Below are 24653 nucleotides of genomic sequence, written 5' to 3'. Positions count from 1 at the left end.
AGCCCGCGTTAAACCCGCTGGACACCGCCGACGAGTGTGGCGCTTGCGAAGGTCGATCCGGCGTGGTCGCGGCAGGGTTTAGAAATCCCCTTAGGACGTGCCGCGTGGCCCTGGCCACCCCCTGCGCACGCCGCTATGCATGGACCTCGCGGATCCGTTGAGCGCTGGGGGCGGCGTGGTCAGGCTTCGCGCACCGACCCGTGAGCGAAGGGGAATCCCCGTGCAGCCGACCGACTCCCGCCTGGAATCGTGGCTAGTCCAGCAGATCGCTTCACGAACCGGACTGGACCCGGACACGGTCGACCGCGAGGCGCCGCTGACCGGCTACGGATTGTCCTCACGGGACGCGGTCATCCTGATCGGGGAACTCGCCGAACTGCTCGAAAAGGACCTTTCCCCGACGCTGTTCTGGGAACACCCCACCATCCGGGCGCTGAGCACCCACCTCGCCGGAGGTGCCCCGGCCCCGGCACCACGGGAACGCGCCGCCGTCACCCCGGACGAGCCGATCGCGGTGATCGGCCTCGGCTGCCGCTTCCCCGGCGCGGACTCACCCGCCGAGTTCTGGGATCTGCTCGACCGCGGCGGTGACGGCATCGCCGACGCGCGACGCCGCGAAGCGCCGGACCTCGGGCGCACCCACGGGCTCCTGCGTGACGTCGACGGCTTCGACGCGGACTTCTTCAGCATCTCCGCCCGCGAAGTGTCCGCTGTGGACCCACAGCAGCGGCTGCTGCTCGAAGTGGCCTGGGAAGCGCTCGAACACGCCGGGATCGCCCCGACCTCACTGGCAGGCACCCGCACCGGGGTCTTCGTCGGCATCAGCACCAGCGACCACGCCCGCTCCGGCGCCGCGCTGAGCGCCTACAGCGGAACCGGGCAGGCGCTGAGCATCGCGGCGAACCGCCTGTCCTACTTCCTCGACCTCAACGGCCCCAGCCTGGCCGTGGACACCGCCTGCTCCTCGTCACTGGTCGCGGTGCACCTGGCTTCTCGCAGCCTGCGCTGCGGTGAAGCCGAAACCGCGCTCGCCGGCGGGGTCAACCTGCTGCTCTCACCCGAGCTGACCGAGGTGTTCGGCCAGGCGGGCATGCTCGCCGAGGACGGCCGCTGCAAGACCTTCGACGCCGGCGCCGACGGATACGTCCGCGCCGAAGGCTGCGGCGTGGTCGTGCTGAAAACCCTGTCGGCGGCCCGGCGTGACGGCGACAGGGTGCTGGCGGTCCTGCGTGGCTCGGCGGTCAACCAGGACGGGCGCAGCAACGGCCTGACCGCGCCCAGTGGCGCCGCGCAACAGGAAGTCGTCCGCGACGCCCTCGCCGAAGCCGGGCTCACCCCCGCCGACATCGGCTACGTGGAGGCCCACGGCACCGGTACCCCCCTCGGCGACCCGATCGAGACCCGCGCGCTGACCGCTGTACTGGGCGAAGGACGGGAAACACCGTTCCTGCTCGGCTCGGTCAAAACGAACATCGGGCACACCGAAGCCGCCGCGGGCATCGCCGGGCTGATCAAGGTCGTGCTCATGCTGGGCCACCGGCGCGTCCCACCCCACCTGCACCTGCGCGAGCGCAACGCCGAGATCCCCGCCGGGCCCTTCGAAATCCCCGAAACCGCGAGGGACTGGGCGAGCAGGCACGGACCGCTGACCGCCGGGGTCAGCTCCTTCGGCTTCGGCGGCACCAACGCCCACGTGATCGTCAGTGAAGCGGAGAAAACCGGCACCACGGGCGGCAACGAACTGCGCCCCCGGCACGTGTGCACCCTCAGCGCCCGCACGGAAACCGCGCTGCGGACCCTCGCCGCGAGCTACGCCGAACTCGACGAGCCCAACCTGCGCGACCTCTGCTACACCACCAATGTCGGCCGCGCGCACCTGCGTCACCGCGCGGCCTTCGCGGTGGGCAACCCCGCCGAACTCCGCGACCGGCTGACCGAGATCGCCACCGGCACCCCGTCGATGAACGTCCACATCGGACAGAAAAGCCCGGCGGGCCCCGGCGATCTCGCGTTCCTGTTCAGCGGGCAGGGCGCCCAGTACGCGGGCATGGCCCGCCAGCTCTACGCCACCCACGCCCGGTTCCGCGGCCTGCTCACCGACTGCGCCGAGCTGTTCGAAACCCACGTCGGCAAGCCACTGACCGCGGTGTTGTTCTCCGGCGACCACCTCGACGAGACCCGCTACACCCAGCCCGCGTTGTTCTGCCTCGAATACGCGCTCGCCCAGCTGTGGCTGGACTGGGGAGCCGAACCGGCGTTCCTGCTCGGCCACAGCGCCGGCCAGTTCGCCGCGGCCTGCGTCGCCGGGGTGTTCGACCTCGCCGACGGCCTCCGCCTGGTCGCCGAACGCGGCCGCGTGGTCCAGGAACTGAGCGAGCGCGGCGCCATGCTGGTGGTGTTCGCCGACGAGCCCACCGTGCGCGCCGCCCTCACCCCCGGACTCGCCATCGCCGCGGTCAACGGCGCCGGGAACGTCACCGTCTCCGGCGAACCCGCCGAGATCACCGCGCTGGCCGAAGCGCTGACCGGGCGCGGCGTGAAAACCAAGGCGATGAGCAGCGCGTGGGCGTTCCACTCGCCGATGATGGCCGCCGCCCGCGACGCCTTCGCCGCCACCGCCGCCTCGATCACCTACCGCGAACCCCGCATCGCGCTGGTCAGCGACCTCGACGGCCGCCTGCACCACCCCGACGCCGGCTACTGGACCCGCCACCTCACCGACACCGTCCGGTTCGCCGACGGCATCCGGCTGCTCGGCGAACTCGGCTGCACCCAGTTCGTCGAAGTCGGCCCGCAGCAGGTGCTCATCGGCGCCGGTCGCCGTGAACTGCCCGGCCGCGTCTGGGTGCCCTCGCTGCGTGAGGGGGTCGGCGACTGGGACGTGCTGACCGGCAGCGCCGCCCGCCTCTACGCCCACGGCCGCGACCTCGACTGGGCCGCGTTCCACCGCGGTCACCGCGCCACCCGCACCGACCTGCCCACCTACCCGTTCGAGCGCCAGGCGCACCGGCACCCCAGGGGAAACACCGTGACCACCCCGAACACCGCCACCACCGTGAAGACCGAAGCGCCCGGCACCGATCCCGTGCTGCCGGCGCTGGCCGAGGTGCTGGCCACCCTGCTCGAAACCGGCGCCCCGATCGATCCCGACGTGTCCTTCCTCGAACTCGGCGCCGACTCGATGACCCTGTTCCAGACCCTGCAGTCGGTGCAGCGCACCTTCGGCGTGTCGATCGCGATCAGCCGCCTGTTCGAGGAACTCAACACCCTCAACCGCCTCGCCGACCACATCCGCGCCCACGCCCCGGCCCCCGCGCTCACCACCCCCGAACCCGCAGTCGCACCCACCTCCGCAATGGCGGCGGTGGCCGGGACCGAGGTCGGCCGCTTCCTCGAAGTCCACGAGAAGGTCATGGCGCAGGCCTACGCCCTGATGCGCGGCGGCACCCCCGCCCCCGCTGCCACTGCCGCTGTGGTGCCGAAGCGCAAGGACGTGGTCCCGGTCGCGCCCCAGGACACCTTCGTCGCGTTCGCCCCGAAGAAGGCACAGAAAACAGCCGGGCACCTCACCGAGGAGCAGCGCAGGCTCGCCGAGGACGTGGTGACCCGGTTCTGCGCGCGCACCAAGGCCTCCAAGGACCAGGCCGCCCGCGAACGCACCTACCACGCCGACGTCCGCCACGCCCCGCAGCCCTACCTCACCCTGCGTGAAGCCCGCTACCCGCTGGTGGTCACCCGCTCGGCCGGTTCGCGGGTCTGGGACCTCGACGGCAACGAGTACATCGACCTCACCATGGGCTTCGGCGTCAACTTCTTCGGCCACGGCGAACCGTTCATCAACGACGCCATCACCGCCCAGCTCGCCGAAGGCATGCAGCTCGGCCCGCACTCCGGCCTCGCCGACGACGTGGCCCGCCTGATCACCGAGATGACCGGCAAGCAGCGCGTGGTGTTCTGCAACACCGGCTCCGAAGCGGTCATGGTCGCCGTCCGCCTGGCCAGGGCCATCACCGGCCGCGACAAGATCGCCCTGTTCGCCGGCGCCTACCACGGCTCGGCCGACCCGATCCTGGCCCGCCAGGACCCCTCCGGCGAGTCCGTGCCGCTCGCCCCCGGCGTGCCCGAGGACGTCAGCCGCAACGCCCTCGTGCTCACCTACGGCGACGAAGCCTCCCTGGAAGTGCTGCGCGCCCACGCCGGGGAACTCGCCGCCGTGCTGGTCGAACCGGTGCAGAGCCGCCGCCCCGACCAGCAACCCGTCGAATTCCTCCGCCGCCTGCGCGCGCTGACCAGGGAAACCGGTGTGCCGCTGGTGCTCGACGAGGTGATCACCGGATTCCGCATGCACCCCGGCGGCGTCCAGGGCCTGTGGGACATCCAGGCCGACATCACCACCTACGGCAAGGTCGTCGGCGGCGGCCTCCCGATCGGGGTGGTCGCCGGGGACGCGAAGTACCTCGACGCCATCGACGGCGGCGCCTGGCCCTTCGGCGACGCCCCCTACCCGCACTCGGTGCGCACCTTCTTCTCCGGCACCTTCTGCAAGCACCCGCTCGCCCTGGCCGCCGGACGCGCCGTGCTCGAAGAAATGCGCCGCCGCGGCCCCGCGCTGCAGGAGGAACTCACCGCCAGGGTCGCCGCGCTGGCCACCCGGCTCGACGCGATGTTCACCGAGGCCGGGGTCCCGATCCGGGTCGGGCAGTTCGGCTCGCTGTTCCGCCTGCGCTTCCTCGACGAAGCACCGTCCTCGGAACTGGTCGAGCTGTTCCACACCATGCTCGTCGCCCAGGGCCTCTACATCTGGGAAGGCCGCAACTGCTTCCTGTCCACCGCGCACACCGACGCCGACATCGAGCGCATCGTGGTGGTCATCGCCAGCGCGGTCAACCAGCTCACCGCCGCCGGGTTCTTCCCCGGCGCCCGGCCCGCGCTGGCCACCGCCGCCCCCGAGGACGACGACGGCTACCCGCTGAGCGAAGTCCAGCGCGAAATGTGGTTCTTCGACCAGGTCAGCGCCGATCACTCCCGCTCCTACAACGAAAGCGCCGTGTTCGACCTGCGCGGTGAACTCGACGTGCCCGCCCTGCGCGCCGCCGTCGACGACGCGGTCGCCCGCCACGACAGCCTGCACACCGTGTTCGCCAAAGACGGCTCCCGCCAGCAGGTCCTGCCCCGCCTGGCGCTCGAAGTGCCGCTGGTGGAGGTCTCCGGCGACGCCGTGCGGGCCTGGTTCGACGCCCGCGCCGACGAGGTGTTCGACCTGGCCACCGGCCCGCTGGTCAAAGCCGCCATCCTGCGCCTGGGCCCGGACCACCACCAGCTGTACCTGGCCGTGCACCACGCCGTGGTCGACGGCTGGTCGTTCATGGTGCTGTTCGACGAGATCGCCCGGCTGTACTCCCGCACCGGCGAGGCACTGCCGCCCGCCCCGCAGTACCGCGAATTCGTGCGGCGGCAGCTCGCCAAACCCGGCGACGCCGACTTCTGGGCCGCCCAGTTCCCGGACGGGCTGCCCGCGCTGAAACTGCCCACCGACCGCGCCCGCGACGCACGCACCTCCTGCCGCGGCGGTCGCGTCGAAACGCGATTCGCCGCCGACCGGGTCACCGCGGTCAGCCGCGAACTCGGCGTCACCCCGTTCACCGTGCTCTTCGCCGCCTACGCCCACCTGATGCACCAGCTCTCCGGTCAGGACGACCTGGTGATCGGCGTGCCGCAGGCCCAGCGCGACTACCCCGGCGCCGACCGGCTCGTCGGCAACTGCAGCACGCTGCTGCCCATCCGCAGCCGCCTCGACGGCACCCGCACCGTGCGCGAGTACGTCGCGCGGCTCCAGCGCACCCTGGTCGAGGCCTACGCCCACCCCGACTTCTCCGTCTCCGCGCTGGGGGAGCGGCTCAAACTCGACCCGCGCGCCCAGGTCGTCGGCACCATCTTCAACATCGACCGCGCCCCGGCCGTGCCGAGGCCCGCCGGGCTCACCGCCGACCTGCTGCGCACCACCCGGCGCTACTCGAAGATCGACCTCGAAGTCGACGTGCTCTTCGCCGGTGACCAGCTCACCGTCACCTTCGAGTACAACGCCGAACTGTTCGACCAGGCCACCGTGCACCGGCACGCCCGCACCTACGAGGAACTGCTCACCACCTTCCTCGAACGCCCCGACGCGCACTTCGACCAGCTCGACCCCTCACCGTGGAACCACACCGGCCACGACCTGGTGCCCGGCACCCTGCCCGAGTTGTTCGAAGCCCAAGTGGCCCGCACCCCGGACGCCACGGCCCTGCTGCACGCGGGCGAATCGCTGACCTACGCCGAACTCGACGCCCGCGCGAACCGGCTCGCCGGGCACCTCGCCGCCCTCGGCACCGGGCCCGAGGAGATCGTCGTGCTGGCCCTGCCACGCTCGGCGGACCTGGTGATCACCGTGCTCGCGGTGCTCAAAGCCGGCGCGGCCTACCTCCCGCTCGACCTGGACCAGCCGCCCGCCCGCCTGGCCCAGCTCATCGGCGACTCCGGCGCGCGGATCGTCGTCGCCACCGAGGCGACCGCCGGGCTGCTGCCCACAGTGGACAGTCTTGTGCTGCTGGACTCGGTGTCCCGCGAGCACGCCGAACCCCGGCGCGCCGAGCCGTCGAACGCGGCCTACGTGCTCTACACCTCGGGCTCGACCGGCCGTCCGAAAGGCGTGGTCGTCACCCACGAAGCCGTGTCGAACACCCTGCAGTGGTGGCAGCACGAAGCCGGGTTCGGCCCCGGCGACCGGGTGCTGCTCAAGACCCCGATGACCTTCGACCCGTCCATCCTCGAGTTCTTCTGCCCGCTGTTCACCGGCGCCACGCTCGTCGTCGCCGGGCACGACGGCCACAAGGATCCCGCGTGCCTGGTGTCGCTGATCCGCGAAACCGGCGTGACCTGCGTGCAGTTCGTGCCCACCACCCTGCGCGAATTCCTCGCCGAACCCGGCGCGGCCGGGTGCACCAGCCTGAAGACCGTGATGTGCGCGGGCGAAGCGCTGCCCACCACACTGGTCGAGCAGTGCTTCGACACCCTCGGCGCCCAGCTGTACAACCTCTACGGCCCCACCGAGGCCTCGATCGACCTCACCTACTGGAAAGCGCGCCGCGGCGTCGAAGCGGTGACCGTGCCCATCGGCCGTCCACTGTGGAACTTCCGGGTGCACGTGCTCGACGCCGACCTGTACCCGGTGCCCCCGGGACAGCCGGGTGAGCTCTACGTCGCCGGGATCGGCCTGGCCCGCGGCTACCTCGGCAGGCCCGAGGTGACAGCCGCCGCGTTCGTGCCCAACCCGTTCGAGGACGGCGGCGCCCGCATGTACCGCACCGGGGACCTGGTGCGCTGGTCCGACGAGGGCGAACTCGAGTTCCTCGGCCGCGCCGACACACAGGTGAAACTGCGTGGCGTGCGCATCGAGCTGGGCGAGATCGAAGAAGCCCTGCGCGCACTGCCCGGCGTCGACGACGCGTGCGTGCTGGTGCGCGACGAACAACTGATCGCCTACCTGGCCGGGGACATCGACGAACCGCTCCACCTGGTCCGGTCGCTGCGGGACGTGCTGCCCACCTCGATGATCCCGGCCCAGGCCCTGGCGCTCGACACGCTCCCGACGCTGACCAGCGGCAAGGTCGACCGCCGGGCACTGGCCGCACTGGCGCCGCCCGAAGCGGAAAGCTCCGCCGCAGAGCCCCGTACAGTCGCCGAAGCCCGCCTCCTGACCATCTGGACCGAAGTGCTCGGCCACCCCGCGGGCCTGCACGACGACTTCTTCGCCCACGGCGGCACCTCGCTCTCGGCGATGCGGCTGCTCACCCGCGTCCGCGGCGAACTCGGCCACGAACTGACCGTGCGCGACCTGTTCGCCGCCCCGACCGTCGCCGGGCTCGCCGGCCGTTTCGCCGGCCACGCCGACACCCGCCCGCCGCTGGTCCCCGTGCCGCGGGAGAAGCCGGTGCCGCTGTCGTTCGCCCAGGCCCGCCTGTGGTTCCTCTACCGGCTCGGCGGCCCCAGCCCGATGTACAACATCGCGATGTCGTTCCGGCTCGACGGCGACCTGCAACCCGAGGCGCTGCGCGCGGCGTTCGGCGACGTCGTCGGGCGGCACGAAAGCCTGCGCACCACGGTCGCCGAGATCGACGGCGTCGCCGTCCAGCACGTGCACCCCGCCGCCGAAGCGGTCGTCGACCTCGCCGAAGGCACCCCCGAAAACGCCGCCGAACACGCCTTCGACCTGGTCAACGAACTGCCTTTGCGGGTGCGGCTGCACCGCGCCGGGCCGGCCGAGCACGTGCTGACCGTGGCCCTGCACCACATCGCCGGGGACGCCTGGTCGTTCGGGCAGCTCGCCCGCGACCTCGCCACCGCCTACGAAGCCCGGTGCGCGGGCACCGCGCCGCGGTGGTCACCGCTGCCGGTCCAGTACGCCGACTACGCGGTGTGGCAGAGCGCCGTGCTCGGCGACGAGAAGGACCCGGCGAGCCTGGTCTCCCGCCAGCTCGCCTTCTGGAAGACCCACCTGGCCGGGCTGCCCGTCGAGCTGAACCTGCCCTACGACCGGCCCCGCCCCGCCACCCCGACCCAGCACGGCGCCAGCCTGGAGTTCGACCTGGCCGCCGCCCACCACGACCGGCTGCTCGGCCTGGCCCGCGAGTGCGGCGCCAGCTTCTTCATGATCGCCCAGGCCGGGCTGTCCACCCTGCTCACCAACCTCGGCGCGGGCACCGACATCCCGCTCGGCACCCCGGTCGCCGGGCGCGCCGACACCGCGCTCGACGAACTCATCGGGTTCTTCGCCAACACCGTGGTGCTGCGCACCGACACCGGCGGCAACCCGGCCTTCCGCGACCTGCTCACCCGGGTGCGCGAAGCCAACCTGCCCGCCTACGCCCACCAGGACGTGCCGTTCGAGCACCTGGTGCGCGTGCTCAACCCGCCGCGCTCACGCTCGAGGCACCCGCTGTTCCAGATCATGCTGGTCTCGGAGAACACCGAACAGGTCGACGTCGGCCTGCCGGGCCTGCGGATGCGCGAGGAACCGGTCGGCTCCACCACCGCGAAGTTCGACCTGGTGCTGAGCCTGCGTGAACACCACGCGCCGGACGGCACCGCCGCCGGCGTGCGCGGCTCGCTGGAGTACAGCACCGACCTGTTCGACGAGGCGACCGCACGCGGCCTCGCCGACGGGTTCGTGCGCCTGCTCGAAACCGTGGCCGGGAACCCCGGCGTGCGCTGTGCCGAAATCCGCTGAACCACCGCAGGAGGCAACGATGAGCGACGAGAACGACCGCCGGTACCGGGTCGTGGTCAACCACGAGGAGCAGTACTCGATCTGGCCCGAGCACCGCGAGAACCCGGCCGGGTGGCGGGACGCGGGCCGCAGCGGCACCAAGGACGAATGCCTCGCCTTCGTCAGCGAGGTGTGGACCGACATGCGGCCGCTGAGCCTGCGGGTGCGGACGGAGGCACGCGCGAATGCTTGAGCACGCGCTGCGTCCCGACCAGGGACACCGCACGCTGGCCGACGTGCTCGCGCGCAACCTGCCCGCCCGCGCCGACGAGCGAGCGGTGGTGATCCTCGACCGCGAAGGCCGCGAGGTCGACGAAGCCACCTACGGCGAACTGGACCGCCGCGTGCGGGCACTGGCCGCGCTGCTGCAGCAGGTCGTGGCGCCGGGGGAGCGGGCACTGGTGATGACCCCGACCGGCGTGGACTTCCTCGTCGGGTTCTTCGCCTGCGCCTACGCCGGGGTCATCGGCGTGCCCGTGCCACCACCGGAAGCGGGCGCGAAACAACTCGCGCGGCTGCGCAGCATCGTCAAGGACGCCGCCCCCGCCGCGATCCTGACCACCACCGAGATCGCCGAGTCCGAAGTGGCCGGTGAACTGGGCGCCGCACAACTGGTGGTGATCTCCGAGGTCGACCCGGACCTGGCCGGCCTGTGGACCGACCCGGGATCCACCGGGGAGCAGGTCGCGTTCCTGCAGTACACCTCCGGGTCCACCGCGGAACCCAAGGGCGCGATGATCACCCACGCCAACGTCGCCGCGAACCTGGCCGCGGTCTGGCACCTGGCCCACGTCGAACCCGACCACCCGCTGCGGGTGGTGAGCTGGCTGCCGCTGTTCCACGACATGGGGCTGCTGCAGCCGCTGCTCACCTTCTACACCGGCGGCCAGGTCGCGCTGATCCCGCCGATGGAGTTCCTGCTGCGGCCCGCGGTGTGGCTGGAGGCCATGTCGCACTACCGCGGCGAATTCTCCTGCGCCCCCAACTTCGCCTACGACGTCTGCGCCACCAAACTCACCGACCGGCAGCGCGCGGACCTGGACCTGAGCAGCTGGCGGGCCGCGGTCAACGGCGCCGAACCAGTCCGCTACGACACCCTGGAGCGCTTCGCCGCCGCGTTCGCCCCCGCGGGATTCCCCGAATCGGCGATCACCCCGGCCTACGGACTGGCCGAGGGCATGGTCTACGTCAGCGGCTCGCGGAAACCGGCCGACCCACGCTACGTCGACCTGGACGTGCTGGAACTGGAGAAGTCCGGACGCCTGGTCGACGCCGCGTCGGGGGGCCGCCGGATCGTGTCGTGCGGCCGGGTGCCGTCGAACCTGGATGTGCGGATCGTCGACCCCGCCACCGGCGAACCGTCCGAAGCGGACCGTCCAGGTGAGGTGCGGATCGCCGGCGCGAGCATCGCGGCGGGTTACTGGCAGCGCCCCGAAGCCACCGAGGCCAAGTTCGGCGGCGGCTGGCTGCGCACCGGCGACCTCGGTTTCCGGCGCGACGGCCACCTCTTCGTCCTCGGCCGCCTCGACGACATGATCATCGTGGACGGGCGCAACCACTACCCGCAGGACATCGAGCTGACCGTCGGCGAAAGCCACCCGCTGCTCGACCCGAGCCGCTGCGCCGCGTTCGCCTACGACGAGGACGGCCAGACCCGCCTGGGCATCCTCGCCGAAACCCAGCGAGGCGCCCCCGTCGACGACCCGGCGGCCGTGGCCGAGGTGATCCGCCACGCCGTCGCCGCGGAACACCAGCTCGGTGCCGCGGCCGTGCACGTGCTGAAACCGGGCGGCCTGCCCCGCACGACGAGCGGGAAGGTGCAGCGCGCCAAGAGCCGCGCCCTGCACGAGGCAGGCACCCTGCCCACCTGGTGAGGCCCTCGATCAGCTGCCGATCCCCCGACCGCTCGCTCTGAATGCTATGAGTGGGGCATTACTTGCGTCCATTGCAAGTAATGCCCCACTCATAGCACTCAGAGCCGGGGAAGGGGGAGTGTGGGCGCTCGGGTTTGTTCGCTTTGGTCAGTCGAGGGCGGCGGTGAGGACGCCGTCGAGTAGGCGGACTCGGCGGTCGGCGATGTCGTGGACGCGGTCGTCGTGGGTGGCGGCGATGACGGCGGCGCCTTCGGCCGCGCATTCCCGCAGCAGGCGCAGGACCGGGACGATGCTGGCGCTGTCGAGGTGGGCTGTGGGTTCGTCGGTCAGCAGGACTTTCGGCCGGGCGCTGACCGCGCGTGCCAGTGCGACCCGTTGTTGTTGGCCGAACGAGACTTCTGTCGGGTAGCGGTCGGCGAGGGCGCCGACGCCCAGGGCGTCGAGCAGGGTCTCCACCCGGGCGGTGATGTCTTCGCCGGTGGGGCGCAAGCGCAGTGGCAGCGCGACGTTCTCCGCCACGGTCAGTTCGTTCGCCAGGCCGAGTGCCTGCGGTAGCACCGCGCAGGTGTGCCACGGGGGTGCGTCACTGATCAGTACACCGTCCAGATAGACCGAACCCGAGTCGGGTGAGTCGAAACCGCCCAGCAGGGCGAGCAGCGCGCTCTTCCCGGAACCTGAACGGCCGGACACCGTGGTCAGCTCCCCCGCGTGCACCTGCAATTCCAGGCCGCGCAGCACTTCGACATCCCCGCTGGGATGGGCGAAACGCCGGTGCAGGCCCACCGCGCGCAGTGCCGGTTCGCTCATGCCGCCACCCGCCCTTCCCGCAACCGCACCACGTGCGAGCCGAGCGCGATCAGGCGGTCGTCGTGGGAGGCGACCACCACGGTGAACTCGTCGGCGACCAGATCGGCCAGGGTTTCCAGGACCAGGTCCGCCGACGCCTCGTCCAGCTGGGAAGTGGGCTCGTCGGCCAGGATCACCGCCGAGCCGCGCGCCAGTTCGCAACCGAAGGCCAGTCGCTGCTGCTGCCCGCCGGACAACGCGGTGAGCTGCCAGTCCGCGGTGTGCGCGAGGCCGAGCCGGGCCAGGATCGCCGCCGCGTCACAACCCCTTCGCGCGGAACGCGCCGCCGCGTGCAGATTGTCCTCAACGGACAGATATTCGAGCAGATTGTCCAACGGCTGCTGGAAAACCACGCCGAGGTGGTCCCGGCGCAGCAGCCGCCGGGACCGGTGGCCGAGTTTGGTGGTCTCGGTGCCGTCGAAGCACACCGAGCCGCGGGAAGGCCGGTCGACCAGGCCCAGCACGCGCAGCAGCGTCGACTTGCCCGACCCGGACGGGCCGGCGAGCACGGTCAGCTCCCGGTGCGGCACGGTGAACGCGGCGTCGTGCACGGCGGTCACCAGACCGGCCGGGGTGGGGTAGTCGACACCGACCCCGTCGAGCTGGAACATCGGGACGTCAGGCACGCAGCAACTCCGCGGTCCGGGCGGTGCGCACCGAGCGCACCGCGAGCCAGCCTGCCAAGGCCACCACCAGCACCGCGGCCGTGGTGGCGCCGAGCACGAACACCGTCGGGTCCGGCGGCACCGACCGCGGCGCCAGCCAGCGCGCCGGGTCGAACCGCGGCGCCGAGATCGCCGCGACCGCGACCCCGCACGCCACCCCGGTCACCAGCGCCATCCCGGCCAGCGCGCCGTGCTCGATCAGGTGGCTGCGCAGCAGCGCGCGCGGGCGCATGCCCATGCGCAGCACCAGCGCGCCGGCGAGCGCGTTCTGCCGCCGCCGGACCTCCACCGCCACCAGCAGCGCCAGCACCGCGACCAACCCCAGCACCCCGCCGAGCAGCACCACGAAACTGAAGGTCCACTCCACCAGGAAGAACGGCAGCGAGTCGAGCGCGGCGTCCCGGCTGAGCGCGTTGGGGTGCGCCAGATCCGCCGCCGCCAGCGCGCCGACCAGCCCGGACAGCGGCAGCTCGGACAGCACCGTCCACTTCGGCACGGTGGTGAGCTGGGCCGGGGACAGCGCGGCACGGGAGATCACGTAGCCGGGTTTGCCGCCGATGATCGGGAACAGCGCGACGTCGGCGACCGGGTGGGCGTCGGGCAACCCGGGCAGCGCGGTCTTCTGCCCCGGCCGGTGCCCGACCCGCAGCGCGGGCACACCGTCGGGACCCGGTGCGCCGAGCTTGTCCAGCAACGCCGGGTCGAAGTCGCCGAGCCAGGCCGATTCGGTGAACGACGCGGGATCGACCACGAGCACCACGCTGCCGGTGCCGGTCAGCTCGCCCACCACGGTGCTGTTCCCGCGCAGGGTTTCGGGCAGCGGGACCTCGCCGGTGCCGATCGGCGATTCGGTGTCGGCACGGGAGTTCGCGCCGACGAACACCCCGGATTTCGTCTCCAGCGCGTTCCGCTGCCCGTCGGCGATGCCGTTGCCCGCGGCCAGGGTGCCCAGCGCGAGCACGCCGATCACCAGCACCCCGGTCACCGGGGCACGCGCACCGGCCAGCCGCCGGATCGCCATCTGCAGCGCCGGGCGGGACCAGAACCTCGCGCGGTGGGAGGCGGCGAGCAGCAGCCACCCGAGCCGCGCGGCCACCAGCCCGGCGGTGAGCACCACGAACACCGGGTAGGTCAACGCGATCGGGTCGATCGGCGGCACCGGATCGGTCGCGGTCAGCGCTGGCCGCGCGGTCAGCCGCAACCAGCCGATCAACGCCAGCGCCGCCGACCCCAGTTCCCACGGCAGCCAGAACAGCACCTGCCGCCCGCGCCCGCCGTTGACCCGGCCCAGCTGGAACTCGCGGTGCACCCGGACCGAGACGACCCCGGCCAGCAACGCCACCGACAGCACGAGCACCCCGGCCGCGACGGCGACCGAAAGCCATTTCGCCGGTGTGCTCGCGGCCCCCGGCGGCCCGTAGACGCCGAGCAGCGCGTGCGCGAGCCCGGTCCCGGCCGCACCCCCGAGCAGCAGCGCCGATCCCAGTTCGGCCACCGCGAGCCCACCCAGCGCCAGCGGACCGGCACCTCGCGTGACGTGCAACCGGATGTGCCGGTACCGGCGCTGGTACCACTGCAACCCGACGGTGCCGATGCCGCCGAGGCCGACCAGCACGCTGAGCGCGGCCAGCGGCAGGATCGAGTCGCGCACGTTCTCCTGGGCCATGCGCGCGATGTCGTGGGAGACGGAGAACGGCACCCCGGCGTCGAGCCGCGCACCAGGGCCCAGATCGGCGCGGACCGCGGCGACCAGCTCGGTGGCCCGCCGCACCTGGTCCTCGGCATCGGCGACGGTCGCCGGTGCGGGGGCGTCGAAGGTGACCCGCACCGATTCCAGCTGCCGGACCCCCGCCGCGGCCACCGCGGTGTCGAAGCTCGCGCGGTCGGTGGCGAACACGATCGCCCCACCGGCCGGGTCGACCTTGCGCTGCTGCACCGCCAGCGCCTGCTGGGAGCACCACCAGCGCGGCGCCGGGTTGACCAGGTCCGCGTAGACGCCGACCACCGGCGGCAGCTGACCGCGTTCACCCCGCACCCCGAGGCCGAGCCCGGCCTGCGAGAACAGGTCACCGCCCATCCACAGCCCCGGCGCCCGGCTGCCGTCGAAGAGCGTGAGCTGGTCGAGGCCGCCGTCGGTGTAGCCGAAGCGGGTCTTGTAGGCCGTGCCGCCGAATTCGACGTTGGGCAGATCCGGCGTGTACATCGAGGCGCGTGGTGCGCCGAAGCCGTGGGCGGAGGCGTGCCGCCGGGCGGAGTCCAGCAGCGCCGGCATCGCGGCGGGGGAAACGTCGCGCTGGGTGAACGACGCCCCGTACAGGTCCGGGCACGAGGTCTCGGCCTGCGCGGACACCGTCGCGCCACCGGCGGCCGAGGCGTGCAGCACCGCCGCGCCGGCGAGGAAGCACGACAGCAGCGCCGTGACCCCGGCGACGAGCAGGGTCAGCGGACTGGACCACGCCGCCCGCGGTGCCTTGCGCCACGGGCTGGCACCGCGGTGTGTCCTGGGCATGGACGAGGCTGCTCCCCTGCGCCTTCGCATGGCTGTGCACGTTACCGCGCGAGGTCGGCCGCGTCGCCGGAGTCGGGCGAGTTCGTGACAAACGCGGGGCGGCACGCTTTACGCTCGGCTCGTGAATGATCTGGCCCGGGCCTGGGATGAAGCCGCTGAAGGGTACGAGGCGTACTTCGTGCCGCGATTCGCGCCGTGGGTCCGCACGGCGGTCGACGCGCTGGCGCCGCTGCCGGACGGGCCGATCCTGGTGCCGTGCTGCGGCACGCTGCCCGAGCTGGACGCGCTGACCGGGCACTTCCCCGGCCGGGAGATCACCGGGATCGACCTGTCCGCGGGCATGGTGCGCCTGGCCCAGGCCCGAGCCGCCGGGAACCCCCTGGTCACCGTCGTCGAAGGGGACGCGGCCACGCTGGATCCCCGGTGGACGGGCCGGTGCGCGGCCGTGGTGTCGGTGTTCGGGCTGCAGCAGCTGCCCGAACCCGACCTCGCGCTCGCCGCGTGGGCGGCGGCTCTGCGCCCGGCCGGCCGGCTCTCGGTGGTCTACTGGCCCGGCGCCATCGAAACCGACGGCCCGTTCGCGGTCATGCGGGAGGCGCTGCGCCCGCACGTCAGCCCGTCGGACCGGTCGTGGGAGGACCGGCTCGTCCCTGCGCTGTCCGAAGTGGAGCTGGAGCGGGACGAGTTCGTCACCCACACCATGACCCACCCGGACGCAGGAACCGTTTTCGAGGCCTACACCCGATCGGGCCCGCTGCGCCCGCTCGTCACGGCACGGGGAGAGCGGTTCATGCGGGAGTTGCGGGAGGAGTTCCTGCGCCTGGCCCCGGCCGGTGAGTGGACCCACCAGCCAGGCGCCCGGTTGCTGGCCGCCCGCCGCTAGCCCGGGGATGAGCCGGCGCGATCGCCGGATTCCCGGTCGTCACCGCAACGGCTCGAGCGCCTTCGCCAGTGGTTCCAGAACGGCCGGGGTGTGCGGTGGAGGCAGGTAGATGATGGCCAGGTCGAGGCCCGCTTCACCGAGAGCTTCGGCGTCCGCGGCGACCTGGGCGCAGTCGGCGTCCTGCCCGAGGCGGACGTGCGCGGACAACGTGATCTCGCCCGGGTCGCGGCCGATGTCCGCGCAGTGCCGGTGCAGCACGTCACGCTTGCGGGCGAACTCCTCGGGCGTGCCGCCGACGAAGTTCCAGTGTTGCGAGTACTTCGCGGTCGTTCGCAGCGGGCGTCGGTCAGCTGGTAGTGCTCGCCCTGGAACGTGGTGGTCTCCTGGGTGAGCAGGCCGACGAGAACCTCACAGGCTTCCTCGAACGGTCGCTCCGTTCCTTGACAGGACCGAGCCGCATGCCGTACGCGCCGGACTCCTCTTCGTTCCAGCCCGCGCCGACGCCGATCTCCAACCGGCCACCGGAAACGATGTCGAGCGTCGCGGCCATGTTCGCGAGAAGGGTGGGGTGGCGGTAGTGGATTCCGCTGACCAGCGTGCCGAGCCGGAGCCGTTTCGTGGCCTGCGCGAGCGCGGTGAGGGTCACCCAGCCCTCGAGGCACGGACCGGCCGAATCATCCGCCGACCCCGTACCGCGTGGCCCTCGCGCGCCCCCTGATCAGCCCACGAACTCGATCCACGGTCCGTTGCTGGTCATCCAGCTGTTCGCCGGGCAGCGCTGGCTGGACAGCCCGTTGCGGATCGACGGATTGCCGTACAAGATACCGCCCTCCGCGCATTCGATGACCACGCGGAACCTCGTGGCACCGCCGTCCAGGACTTTGCAGGTGGCGGACGCGGAGGCCTGCGGGTTCCGTTTGATGACCAGCCACTGGCAGTCGGCCTGGACCGTGACGCCTCCACCTGCCGGTGCGGGTGCGGCGGAACCAGTCGTCGTCCCGGAGCCCAGACCGGCCAGAGCGAGCGCGGCGACGGCGCCCGCGACCTTGACCTTGCGTTCCATGCGCACTCCTTTTCCTGCGATGTGGCTCAGCCGGAATGGTTTTCGGCTCCGCTATCAAAACGCTGCCGGCAGGCCTTCCCCAAGGGGTTTCATCGAGAAATGAAACCCCTGTTCGGGTCCCCGGACGGCGGGGGTCAGCGGGCTTCCCAGGTGCGGATGGCGTCGACGGTGGTGGCGGTGTGCTCGTCCAGCACGGTGAAGTGGTCGCCGGGGACGCGGAGGCAGTCGTGCGGCAGGGGCCAGTCCTGTTCCGCCGCGGCTTCGGTGGCGCGCAAGAGCAGCGTGGGCACTGCGGTCCGCTCCGGGTTCCAGTCGCAGAAGAGGCGGGTGTAGGCACCCATCGCGGCGATCACCGGATCCGGGATGGTGTCGAAGGCTTCGCCGAGGGTGAGGGCGCCGTGAGCGGGCAGGCGCAGCAGCCAGTCTTCGTTCTGGTTTTCCGGGGTGACGTGGTAGGTGTCGATCAGGACGATCCCGCGCGGCGGCCTGCCCGCCGCTTCCAGCGAGGTGGCCACGGCGTGGGCCACGGTTCCGCCGGTCGACCGGCCCGCCAGCACGAAAGGCCGGTCCCCGGCCAGCGCCAGCACGGCGTCCGCGTGCAGCCGGACCACGGCCTCCCGCTCGGCCGGAACCGAGGTGCCCGCGGCGAAACCGGGGTGCGGCAGCACGTGGACATCGCGCTCGCCCTCGAACGACGTCGCCAGCCGGGTGTACTCGGCCGGGCCGGGGCTGAACGAGGGCAGGCAGATCAGCGCGGGCGCCCGGTCACCGCGAGCCAGGGTCGCGGGGGTGGTGCGGTGCTCGCCCCGGTCGGCCACACCGAAACTCGGTGAGGCGAAGGACGCGCTGAACAGCATGTGCATCGCGGCCACCACCTGACCCGATTCGCACACCCGCCGGTACAGCGACGCCAGTGTTCCCGCGGCCGGGGCGGGTGGTGGCGTGCCCAGTTGGGTGGCGAGGTGCTCGGCGAGCGCGGCGGGTGTCGGGTGGTCGAACACCACGGTGGCGGACAGGTGCACGTCGAGCAGCGCGGCCAGCCGGTTGCGCAGTTCCACCGCGGTCAGCGAGTCGAAACCCAGCCCGGAGAACGCCTTGTCCGGCTCGATGGCGGCGGTGTCGCGGTGCCCGAGCACGTCCGCGATGGCCTGGAGCACCAGTTCGAGGGTGCTGCGGTCCCGGCGCCGTGCCGGGGCACCGGCCGGGGCGGCGGCGACCGCGCGCACCGGCCGCAGCAGGCCACGCAGCCTCGGCGGGACCGGCTGTCCCGGCCGCAGCGCGCTCTGGTCGAGCAGGACCGGCGCCAGCACCGGTTCGTCACCGGCGAGCGCGGCGTCGAACAACGCCAGCCCGTGCTCGGCCTGGATCGGCGCCACGATGGATGGCGCACCGGCCTGCGCGGACATGCCGTGCTCGGTGTGCCACTGGCCCCAGGCCAGTGACAGTGCGGGCAGGCCGAGGGTGCGCCGGTGGCGGGCGAGGCCGTCGAGGAAGGCGTTGGCGGCGGCGTAGTTGCCCTGCCCGGCGTTGCCCAGCACCCCGGCGGCCGAGGAGAACAACACGAACGTCGCCGCGTCACCGGCGAGTTCGTGCAGCCACCACGCACTGTCCGCTTTGGACCGCAGGACGGCGCCGAGCCGGGCGGGCGTCAGCGCGGTCAGGATGCCGTCGTCGAGCACCCCGGCGGCGTGCACGACCGCGCCCACCGGCCCGATCTCCGCCAGCAGCCGGGCGAGGTCCTCGCGGTCGCTGACATCGCAGGCGACGACCTCCGCGCCCAGCCCGGCCAGTTCGGCGGCACCTGGGGCGTCCGGGCCGCGGCGGCTGGTCAGCACGAGCCGCCGCACACCGTGGTGGGCCAGCAGGTGCCGGGCCAGCAGCCCGCCGAGCGCGCCCGTGCCCCCGGTGATCAGCACGGTGGCGTCGGGGTCGAAGGCGTGCCGGTGCTCCGGCGGCGGGGCCACGGTCAGCCGCGGCACCCGCAGCTGACCGTCCCGGATGGACACTTCCGGCTCGCCGCTGGCCACCGCGGCGGCGATCAGGTCGCGCTGGTCCGGGTCGCCGTCGACGAGCACGAACCGGCCGGGGTGCTCGTTCTGCGCCACCCGGACCAGCCCGCAGGCCGCGGCCGTGGCCGGGTCACCGCTTTCGGCGACCAGCACGAGCGGCCGCTCCCCGTCGAGCGATTCGTGCAGCCAGCCCAGCGTGCGCGTGGTCAGCGCATGCGCCCGGTCCACCACGTGCGCGGCCGGGTCGGTGAGCGCCCGGACGTCGAACTCGCGCTGGGCCGGGCCACGCGGGATGCTCTGCCAGACCGGCCGCAGCAACGCGCTGTCGGCGTCGGCCGAGGGCAGCGCGTTCGGCGGCAGCGGCCGGGTCACCAGCGAGTCGATGCGGGCCACCGGGTTGCCGTGGTGGTCGTCGATGGCCACGGCGAACGCGTCGCGCCCGGCCGGGGTGAGCCGGGCCCGCACGGCCGTCGCGCCGGTGGCGTAGAGGCGGACCCCGGTCCAGGCGAAGGGCAGCTGGATCGGGCCGTGCGCGCCACCGGCGAGCAGTTTCGCGTGCACGACCGCGTCGAGCAGCGCCGGGTGCAGGGCGAAGCGGCCGGGTTCGGGCACCCGGACCTCGGCGTAGACGGTGTCCCCGTCGCGGTGGATGGACCGCACGCCCTGGAACGCCGGGCCGTAGTCGTAGCCGCGCGTGGCGAGCGCGGCGTAGGCCTCGGCGATGTCGACCCCGTCGAAATCGGACTCGAACTCGGGCCAGTCGTCGGTGGCGGGCGGCTCGTCCTGGGTGGCCACGCGGCCGGTGGCGTGCAGCACCCAGGGCGCGGTGTCGCCGTGCCGGGCGTGCAGGGACAACTGCCCGGTCTCCTCGAGCAGCACCTGCACAGTCAGTTCCCCGGTTTCCGGCAGGGCCATCGGGGTGCGCAGCAGGAACTCCGCCAGTGTGGCGTCGGCGGCCTGCAGCGCCATCTCCACCAGTGCCGCCGCGGGCACCACCAGCGTGCCGGAGATGCGGTGGTCGGCCAGCCACGGGTGCGTCCGCACCGACAGCGTGCCGGTGAACAGCGTCTTCCCGGTGCCCGCGATCGGGCGCCCGGCCGAGAGCATCGGGTCCTCGCCGGAGTCGTCGAGCCAGAACCGCGAGCGCTGGTAGGCGTAGGTGGGCAGGTCGGCGACCGGGGTGCCGGCGAACATCGCCGCCCGGTCCAGTTCGGCGCCGTGCACCCACAGGCAGGCCACCGCCGCGGGCACCGAGGGCGACATCGGCGCGAACACCCCGTCGCTGGTTTCCTGCGCGGGCGCGGTGAGCACCGAGGACGGGCCCAGTTCGGCGAACAGCGTGACGCCCGCGTCCGAGAGCGTGCGCATCGAATCGGCGAACCGGACCGCGCGGCGGGCGTGACGCACCCAGTAGTCGGGGCCGCTCAGCAGGCCGGGGTCGGCGATCCGGCCGGTCAGCCCGGACACCACCGGGAGCACCGGGTCGCGATAGGACAGTCCTTCGGCGACCGCGCGGAACTTGCCCAGCATGGGTTCGAGCAGCGGGGAGTGGAAGGCGTGGCTGACCTCGAGCCGGGTGGTGCGCCTGCCCCTGGCGGCGAAATCCGCGGCCAGCGCGAGCACTTCGGCCTCCGTGCCGGACACGACCACCGACCGGGGCCCGTTCACCGCGGCGACGGCGAGCCGGTCCTCGAGCCCGGCCAGGCTCGCCAGCACCTCGCGTTCACCGGCCTCGATCGCCACCATCGCCCCGCCCGGCGGCAGATCACGCATCAGCGACCCGCGCGCGGCGACGAGCTCAGCGGCGTCCCGGATGGACAGCACCCCGGCCACGTGCGCCGCGGCCAGCTCCCCGATGGAATGCCCGGCCAGGTGGTCCGGGCGCATGCCCCACGACTCCAGCAGCCGGTACAGCGCGACCTCGAAGGCGAACAACGCGGCCTGCGCGAAATCGGTCCGGTCGAGCAGCGCCCGGTCGGTCCCGGTGATCACCGATCGCAGCGGGTGCTCGAGCAGCGGGTCGAGGAACCGGCAGACGTGGTCGAAGGCGGTCGCGAACACCGGGAACGCGCGCAGCTCCTCGCCCATGCCGAGGCGCTGCGCGCCCTGGCCGCTGAACAGGAACGCCAGCCGGCCCCGGGCGGCGGCGGTGCCGGTGATCACCCGCGGATCGGGCTCCCCCGCGGCGAGGGAGGTCAGGGCTTCGGGATCCAGCACCGCGGCCCGATGGCTGAACACGGGCCGGCGGGCGAGCGCGCGCCCCACTTCGGTGGCAGGCAGTTCCGTGACGGCGTCGGCGAGTTTCGCGGCCTGGGCGCGCACATCGGTCGCGCTGGAAAGCAACCACGGCAGTCCGGCGGGGGTCCCGGCCGGCTCGCGGCCGGGCGCCGGTGCCTGTTCGAGGATGACGTGCGCGTTGGTGCCGCTGATCCCGAACGAGGACACCCCCGCCCGCCTCGGTCTGCCGGTGTCGGGCCACGGTCGGGCGCTGTCGGCGATCTCGACCCCGGCCGACCAGTCCACGTGCGAGGTGGGCGTGCCCACGTGCAGGGTCTTCGGCAGCACGCCGTGACGCATCGCCTCGATCATCTTGATCACCCCGGCGACCCCGGCCGCGGCCTGCGTGTGCCCCAGGTTGGCCTTGATCGAGCCGAGTTGCAGCGGCCGGTCGGCGGGGCGGTCCGCGGTGTAGGCGGCGATCAGCGCCCTGGCTTCGATCGGGTCGCCGAGCGTGGTGCCGGTGCCGTGTGCCTCCACGGCGTCCACATCGGACGGCTGCAGCCCGGCGGCGGCCAGCGCGCGCTGGATCACCCGCTGCTGCGCGGCGCCGCTGGGCGCGGTGAGCCCGTTCGACGCGCCGTCGGAGTTGACCGCCGAACCCCGCAGCACGGCCAGCACCGGGTGCCCGTGGCGGCGGGCGTCGGACAGCCGCTCCAGCGCCAGCAGCCCGACCCCCTCACCCCAGGCGGTGCCGTCGGCGTCGGCGGAGAACGGCTTGCACCGGCCGTCCGGGGCCAGCCCGCGGCTGCGGCTGAACCCGATGAACGAGTTCGGCGTGCACATCACCGCGGCCCCGCCGGCCAGCGCCAGCGAGCAGTCCCCGGCCCGCAGCGCCGCCGCCGCCCAGTGCAGCGCCACCAGCGACGACGAGCACGCGGTGTCGATGGTGATCGCCGGGCCGCGCAGGCCGAAGGTGTAGGCGATCCGCCCGGAGGCCACGCTGCCCGCCGAACCCAGGCCCAGCTGCGCTTCCAGTTCACCGGGCACGTGCCGGATGCGGGCGGCGTAGTCGTCGTACATCAGGCCCGCGAACACACCGGTGTCGCTCTCGCGCAGCGAAGCGGGGTCGATCCCGGCCCGTTCGAACGCCTCCAGCGCCGTCTCCAGCAGCAGCCGCTGCTGTGGGTCCATCGCCAGCGCCTCGCGTGGTGAGATGCCGAACGGCGCCGGGTCGAACTCGGCGGCGTCGTGCAGGAACCCGCCGCGGCGGGCGTAGGAGTGCCCGGTCCGGTCGGGATCGTCGTCGAAGAGCCCGGCCAGGTCCCAGCCGCGATCGTCCGGGAAGTCGGAGGTGGCGTCGACCTCGCCGGCGAGCAGGCGCCACAGGTCCTCCGGCGAGCGCACCCCGCCGGGGTAGCGGCAGGCCATGCCGATGATCGCGATCGGCTCGGCGGCCTCGGCGGTGACCGGCGGCCGCTGGGCCGGTTCGGCTTCACGCAGGTGCCGCGCCAGTCGCGCGGGCGTCGGGAACTCGAACACGAGCGTGGCGGGCAGCGGCAGGCCGGTGCGTTCGCTGAGCCGGGTGCGCAGGTCGACCGCGCTGAGCGAGGTGATGCCGAGTTCGGAGAACGGCCGGTCCGGGGACAGCACGTCGTGCTCGGTCAGCCCGGCCGCGGCCGCGGTCTCCCGCAGGACCAGGTCGAGCAGGTCGGGGGCGGCCGAGCCGAGCTGGTGGCGCAGGATCTTGCCCGAGCCGGTGCGCGGCACGTGGTCGATCCGGTGGAACTCCGCCGGGACCTTGATCGCGGCCAGTTCGCGGCGGCAGGCGGCCCGCAGCCGGTCCGGTTCGAACGGCTCGGCGACCACGTAGGCGACCGGCACCTCGCCGAGCACCTCGTGCGACCGCCCGGCCACCGCCACGTCGGCGACCTCCGGCAGCGCGGCCAGCACCCGCTCGACCTCGGCCGGGTGGATCTTCTCGCCCCCGCGGATGATCAGCTCGCTGAGCCGCCCGGTGATCTCCAGGTGCCCGTGCTCGACGAACCGGCCCAGATCCCCGGTGCGGTACCAGTCACCCGGCTCCAGCGGCGGAACGCCGTGGTAGCCCAGCATCAGGCTCGGACCGCGGAACCACACCTCGCCCTCGGCGCCGGCGGGCAGGGTCTCGCCGGTGTCGGGATCGACGATGCGGGCCTCCTGCCCGGGGACCAGCGCGCTGCCCGCCGACCGCGGATCACCCGGTGCGGCCATGGTGATCTTGCCGGAGGCCTCGGTGCTGCCGTACCCGTCGAGCAGCGGGGTGCCGAAGGCCTCGGCGAAGGCGTCGCGCAGCTCCAGGCTGCTCGGCGCGCCCGCGGTGATGCAGACCCGCGGGCCGCGCACGGTGCCGTCGGTGGCGGCCACGAGCTGGCGGTAGGTCGCGGGCACGCCCCCGAGCGCGGTGAACCCGCCCTCGCGCAACGCGCCGAGGGTCTCCTCGGCGGTGAACCCGGGCAGGATGCGGGCGCTCGCGCCGACCACGGCCACTCCGATCACGCAGAAGGTGTGCGCGAAGGCGTGGTGCAGCGGCAGCGGCCACAGCAGGGTGTCGTGCTCGCCGAACCCGAGCACCGATTCGTAGCAGGCCTCGATGTTCCACAGCACCGAACGCTGGCTGGAGACCACGCCGCGCGGTTCGCCGGAAGTGCCCGAGGTGTAGAGGATCCACGCCGGGGCGTCGAGCGGGAGATCGTCGCGGGGTGGTTCCGGGGGAGGGGTGGTGGCCAGTTCCTCGAAGGCGGCCCCGGTGACCAGCACCGGCCGGTCGGTGACCCGGCGGACCTGCGGTTCGTGCGCGGCGTCGGTGATGATCAGCACCGGTGCGCAGTCACGCAACTGGAACTCTACCTCGGAGTCGGAGCCGCGCGGGTTGAGCGGCACACCGATCGCGGCCGCCCGGGTGATCGCCAGCAGCCCTTCGACGGCCTCGATCGAGTTGCCCAGCAGCAGCGCGACGCGCGTGCCCCGGCCGACACCGAGCCCGGCGAGGTGCCCGGCGAGGTGCCCGGTGCGCTCGGCGAGTTCGGCGTGGCCGATCGACCGGCGGGCGTCGCGGTAGGCGATCTTGCCCGCGAGCCGGCCGGCGTTGTCCCGCAGCGTCCCGGCGATCGACCGGATCCGCGTGCCCTGCGCCATGTGTCGTCCCCCTGCGAGGCCTCAGCTGGGACCAACTTACTCGTACCGGAAATTTGCTTTACCTAAGCAAGTATCGTAAGGTTGTATCGAGCAAGCATTCCGGAGG

At 72.8% G+C, this 24653-nt stretch carries 9 protein-coding genes and 1 pseudogene; 4 read left to right on the top strand and 6 right to left on the bottom strand.

Annotated elements, in window-relative coordinates; translation table 11 throughout:
• The first annotated feature begins 220 nt into the window (after positions 1 to 220).
• Genes L3Q67_RS34295 through L3Q67_RS34285 form a run of 3 tightly spaced genes read left to right on the top strand, consistent with a single transcriptional unit; the run spans position 221 to position 11178 of the window.
• Entirely contained in the window at positions 221 to 9265 is a 9045-nt protein-coding gene (locus L3Q67_RS34295; protein ID WP_499185555.1) for an amino acid adenylation domain-containing protein, read from the top strand.
• Between the two features lie 19 nt (positions 9266 to 9284).
• Positions 9285 to 9497, top strand: a complete 213-nt coding sequence (locus tag L3Q67_RS34290) for an MbtH family protein (RefSeq protein WP_209667183.1) — start codon at positions 9285 to 9287, stop codon at positions 9495 to 9497.
• Entirely contained in the window at positions 9490 to 11178 is a 1689-nt protein-coding gene (locus L3Q67_RS34285; RefSeq protein ID WP_499185554.1) for a fatty acyl-AMP ligase, read from the top strand. Before L3Q67_RS34290 ends, L3Q67_RS34285 begins: the two co-directional genes overlap by 8 nt.
• A 147-nt stretch (positions 11179 to 11325) precedes the next feature.
• Here the strand turns inward: L3Q67_RS34285 and L3Q67_RS34280 are convergent, their stop codons facing one another.
• Genes L3Q67_RS34280 through L3Q67_RS34270 form a run of 3 tightly spaced genes read right to left on the bottom strand, consistent with a single transcriptional unit; the run spans position 11326 to position 15198 of the window.
• Positions 11326 to 11985, bottom strand: coding sequence for an ABC transporter ATP-binding protein (locus L3Q67_RS34280; RefSeq protein WP_499185553.1), 660 nt, complete (start codon positions 11983 to 11985; stop codon positions 11326 to 11328).
• Complete coding sequence (locus tag L3Q67_RS34275) at positions 11982 to 12650, bottom strand: ABC transporter ATP-binding protein (protein ID WP_499185552.1); 669 nt, start codon at positions 12648 to 12650, stop codon at positions 11982 to 11984. Before L3Q67_RS34275 ends, L3Q67_RS34280 begins: the two co-directional genes overlap by 4 nt.
• On the bottom strand, positions 12643 to 15198 hold the full coding sequence (locus L3Q67_RS34270; RefSeq protein ID WP_499185551.1) for an ABC transporter permease family protein: 2556 nt from the start codon (positions 15196 to 15198) through the stop codon (positions 12643 to 12645). Before L3Q67_RS34270 ends, L3Q67_RS34275 begins: the two co-directional genes overlap by 8 nt.
• A 121-nt stretch (positions 15199 to 15319) precedes the next feature.
• Between L3Q67_RS34270 and L3Q67_RS34265 the strand changes: the two genes are divergently transcribed.
• Complete coding sequence (locus tag L3Q67_RS34265; RefSeq protein WP_499185550.1) at positions 15320 to 16081, top strand: class I SAM-dependent methyltransferase; 762 nt, start codon at positions 15320 to 15322, stop codon at positions 16079 to 16081.
• Between the two features lie 39 nt (positions 16082 to 16120).
• Here L3Q67_RS34265 and L3Q67_RS34260 read toward each other — a convergent pair.
• The 3 genes and pseudogenes from L3Q67_RS34260 to L3Q67_RS34250 all read right to left on the bottom strand — a co-directional run.
• Positions 16121 to 16757: pseudogene (locus tag L3Q67_RS34260) on the bottom strand (LLM class flavin-dependent oxidoreductase); the annotation flags it as partial.
• Between the two features lie 42 nt (positions 16758 to 16799).
• Positions 16800 to 17144, bottom strand: a complete 345-nt coding sequence (locus L3Q67_RS34255) for a hypothetical protein (protein ID WP_499185549.1) — start codon at positions 17142 to 17144, stop codon at positions 16800 to 16802.
• A gap of 134 nt (positions 17145 to 17278) precedes the next feature.
• Positions 17279 to 24547 carry a type I polyketide synthase gene (locus tag L3Q67_RS34250; protein ID WP_499185548.1) on the bottom strand — a complete coding sequence of 2423 codons (7269 nt, stop codon included), beginning with the start codon at positions 24545 to 24547 and terminating at the stop codon, positions 17279 to 17281.
• Positions 24548 to 24653: the final 106 nt, after the last annotated feature.

The sequence above is a fragment of the Saccharothrix sp. AJ9571 genome, from assembly GCF_021725495.1.
Lineage (GTDB): Bacteria > Actinomycetota > Actinomycetes > Mycobacteriales > Pseudonocardiaceae > Amycolatopsis > Amycolatopsis magusensis.
This window is presented reverse-complemented; position numbering and strand designations above follow the sequence as displayed.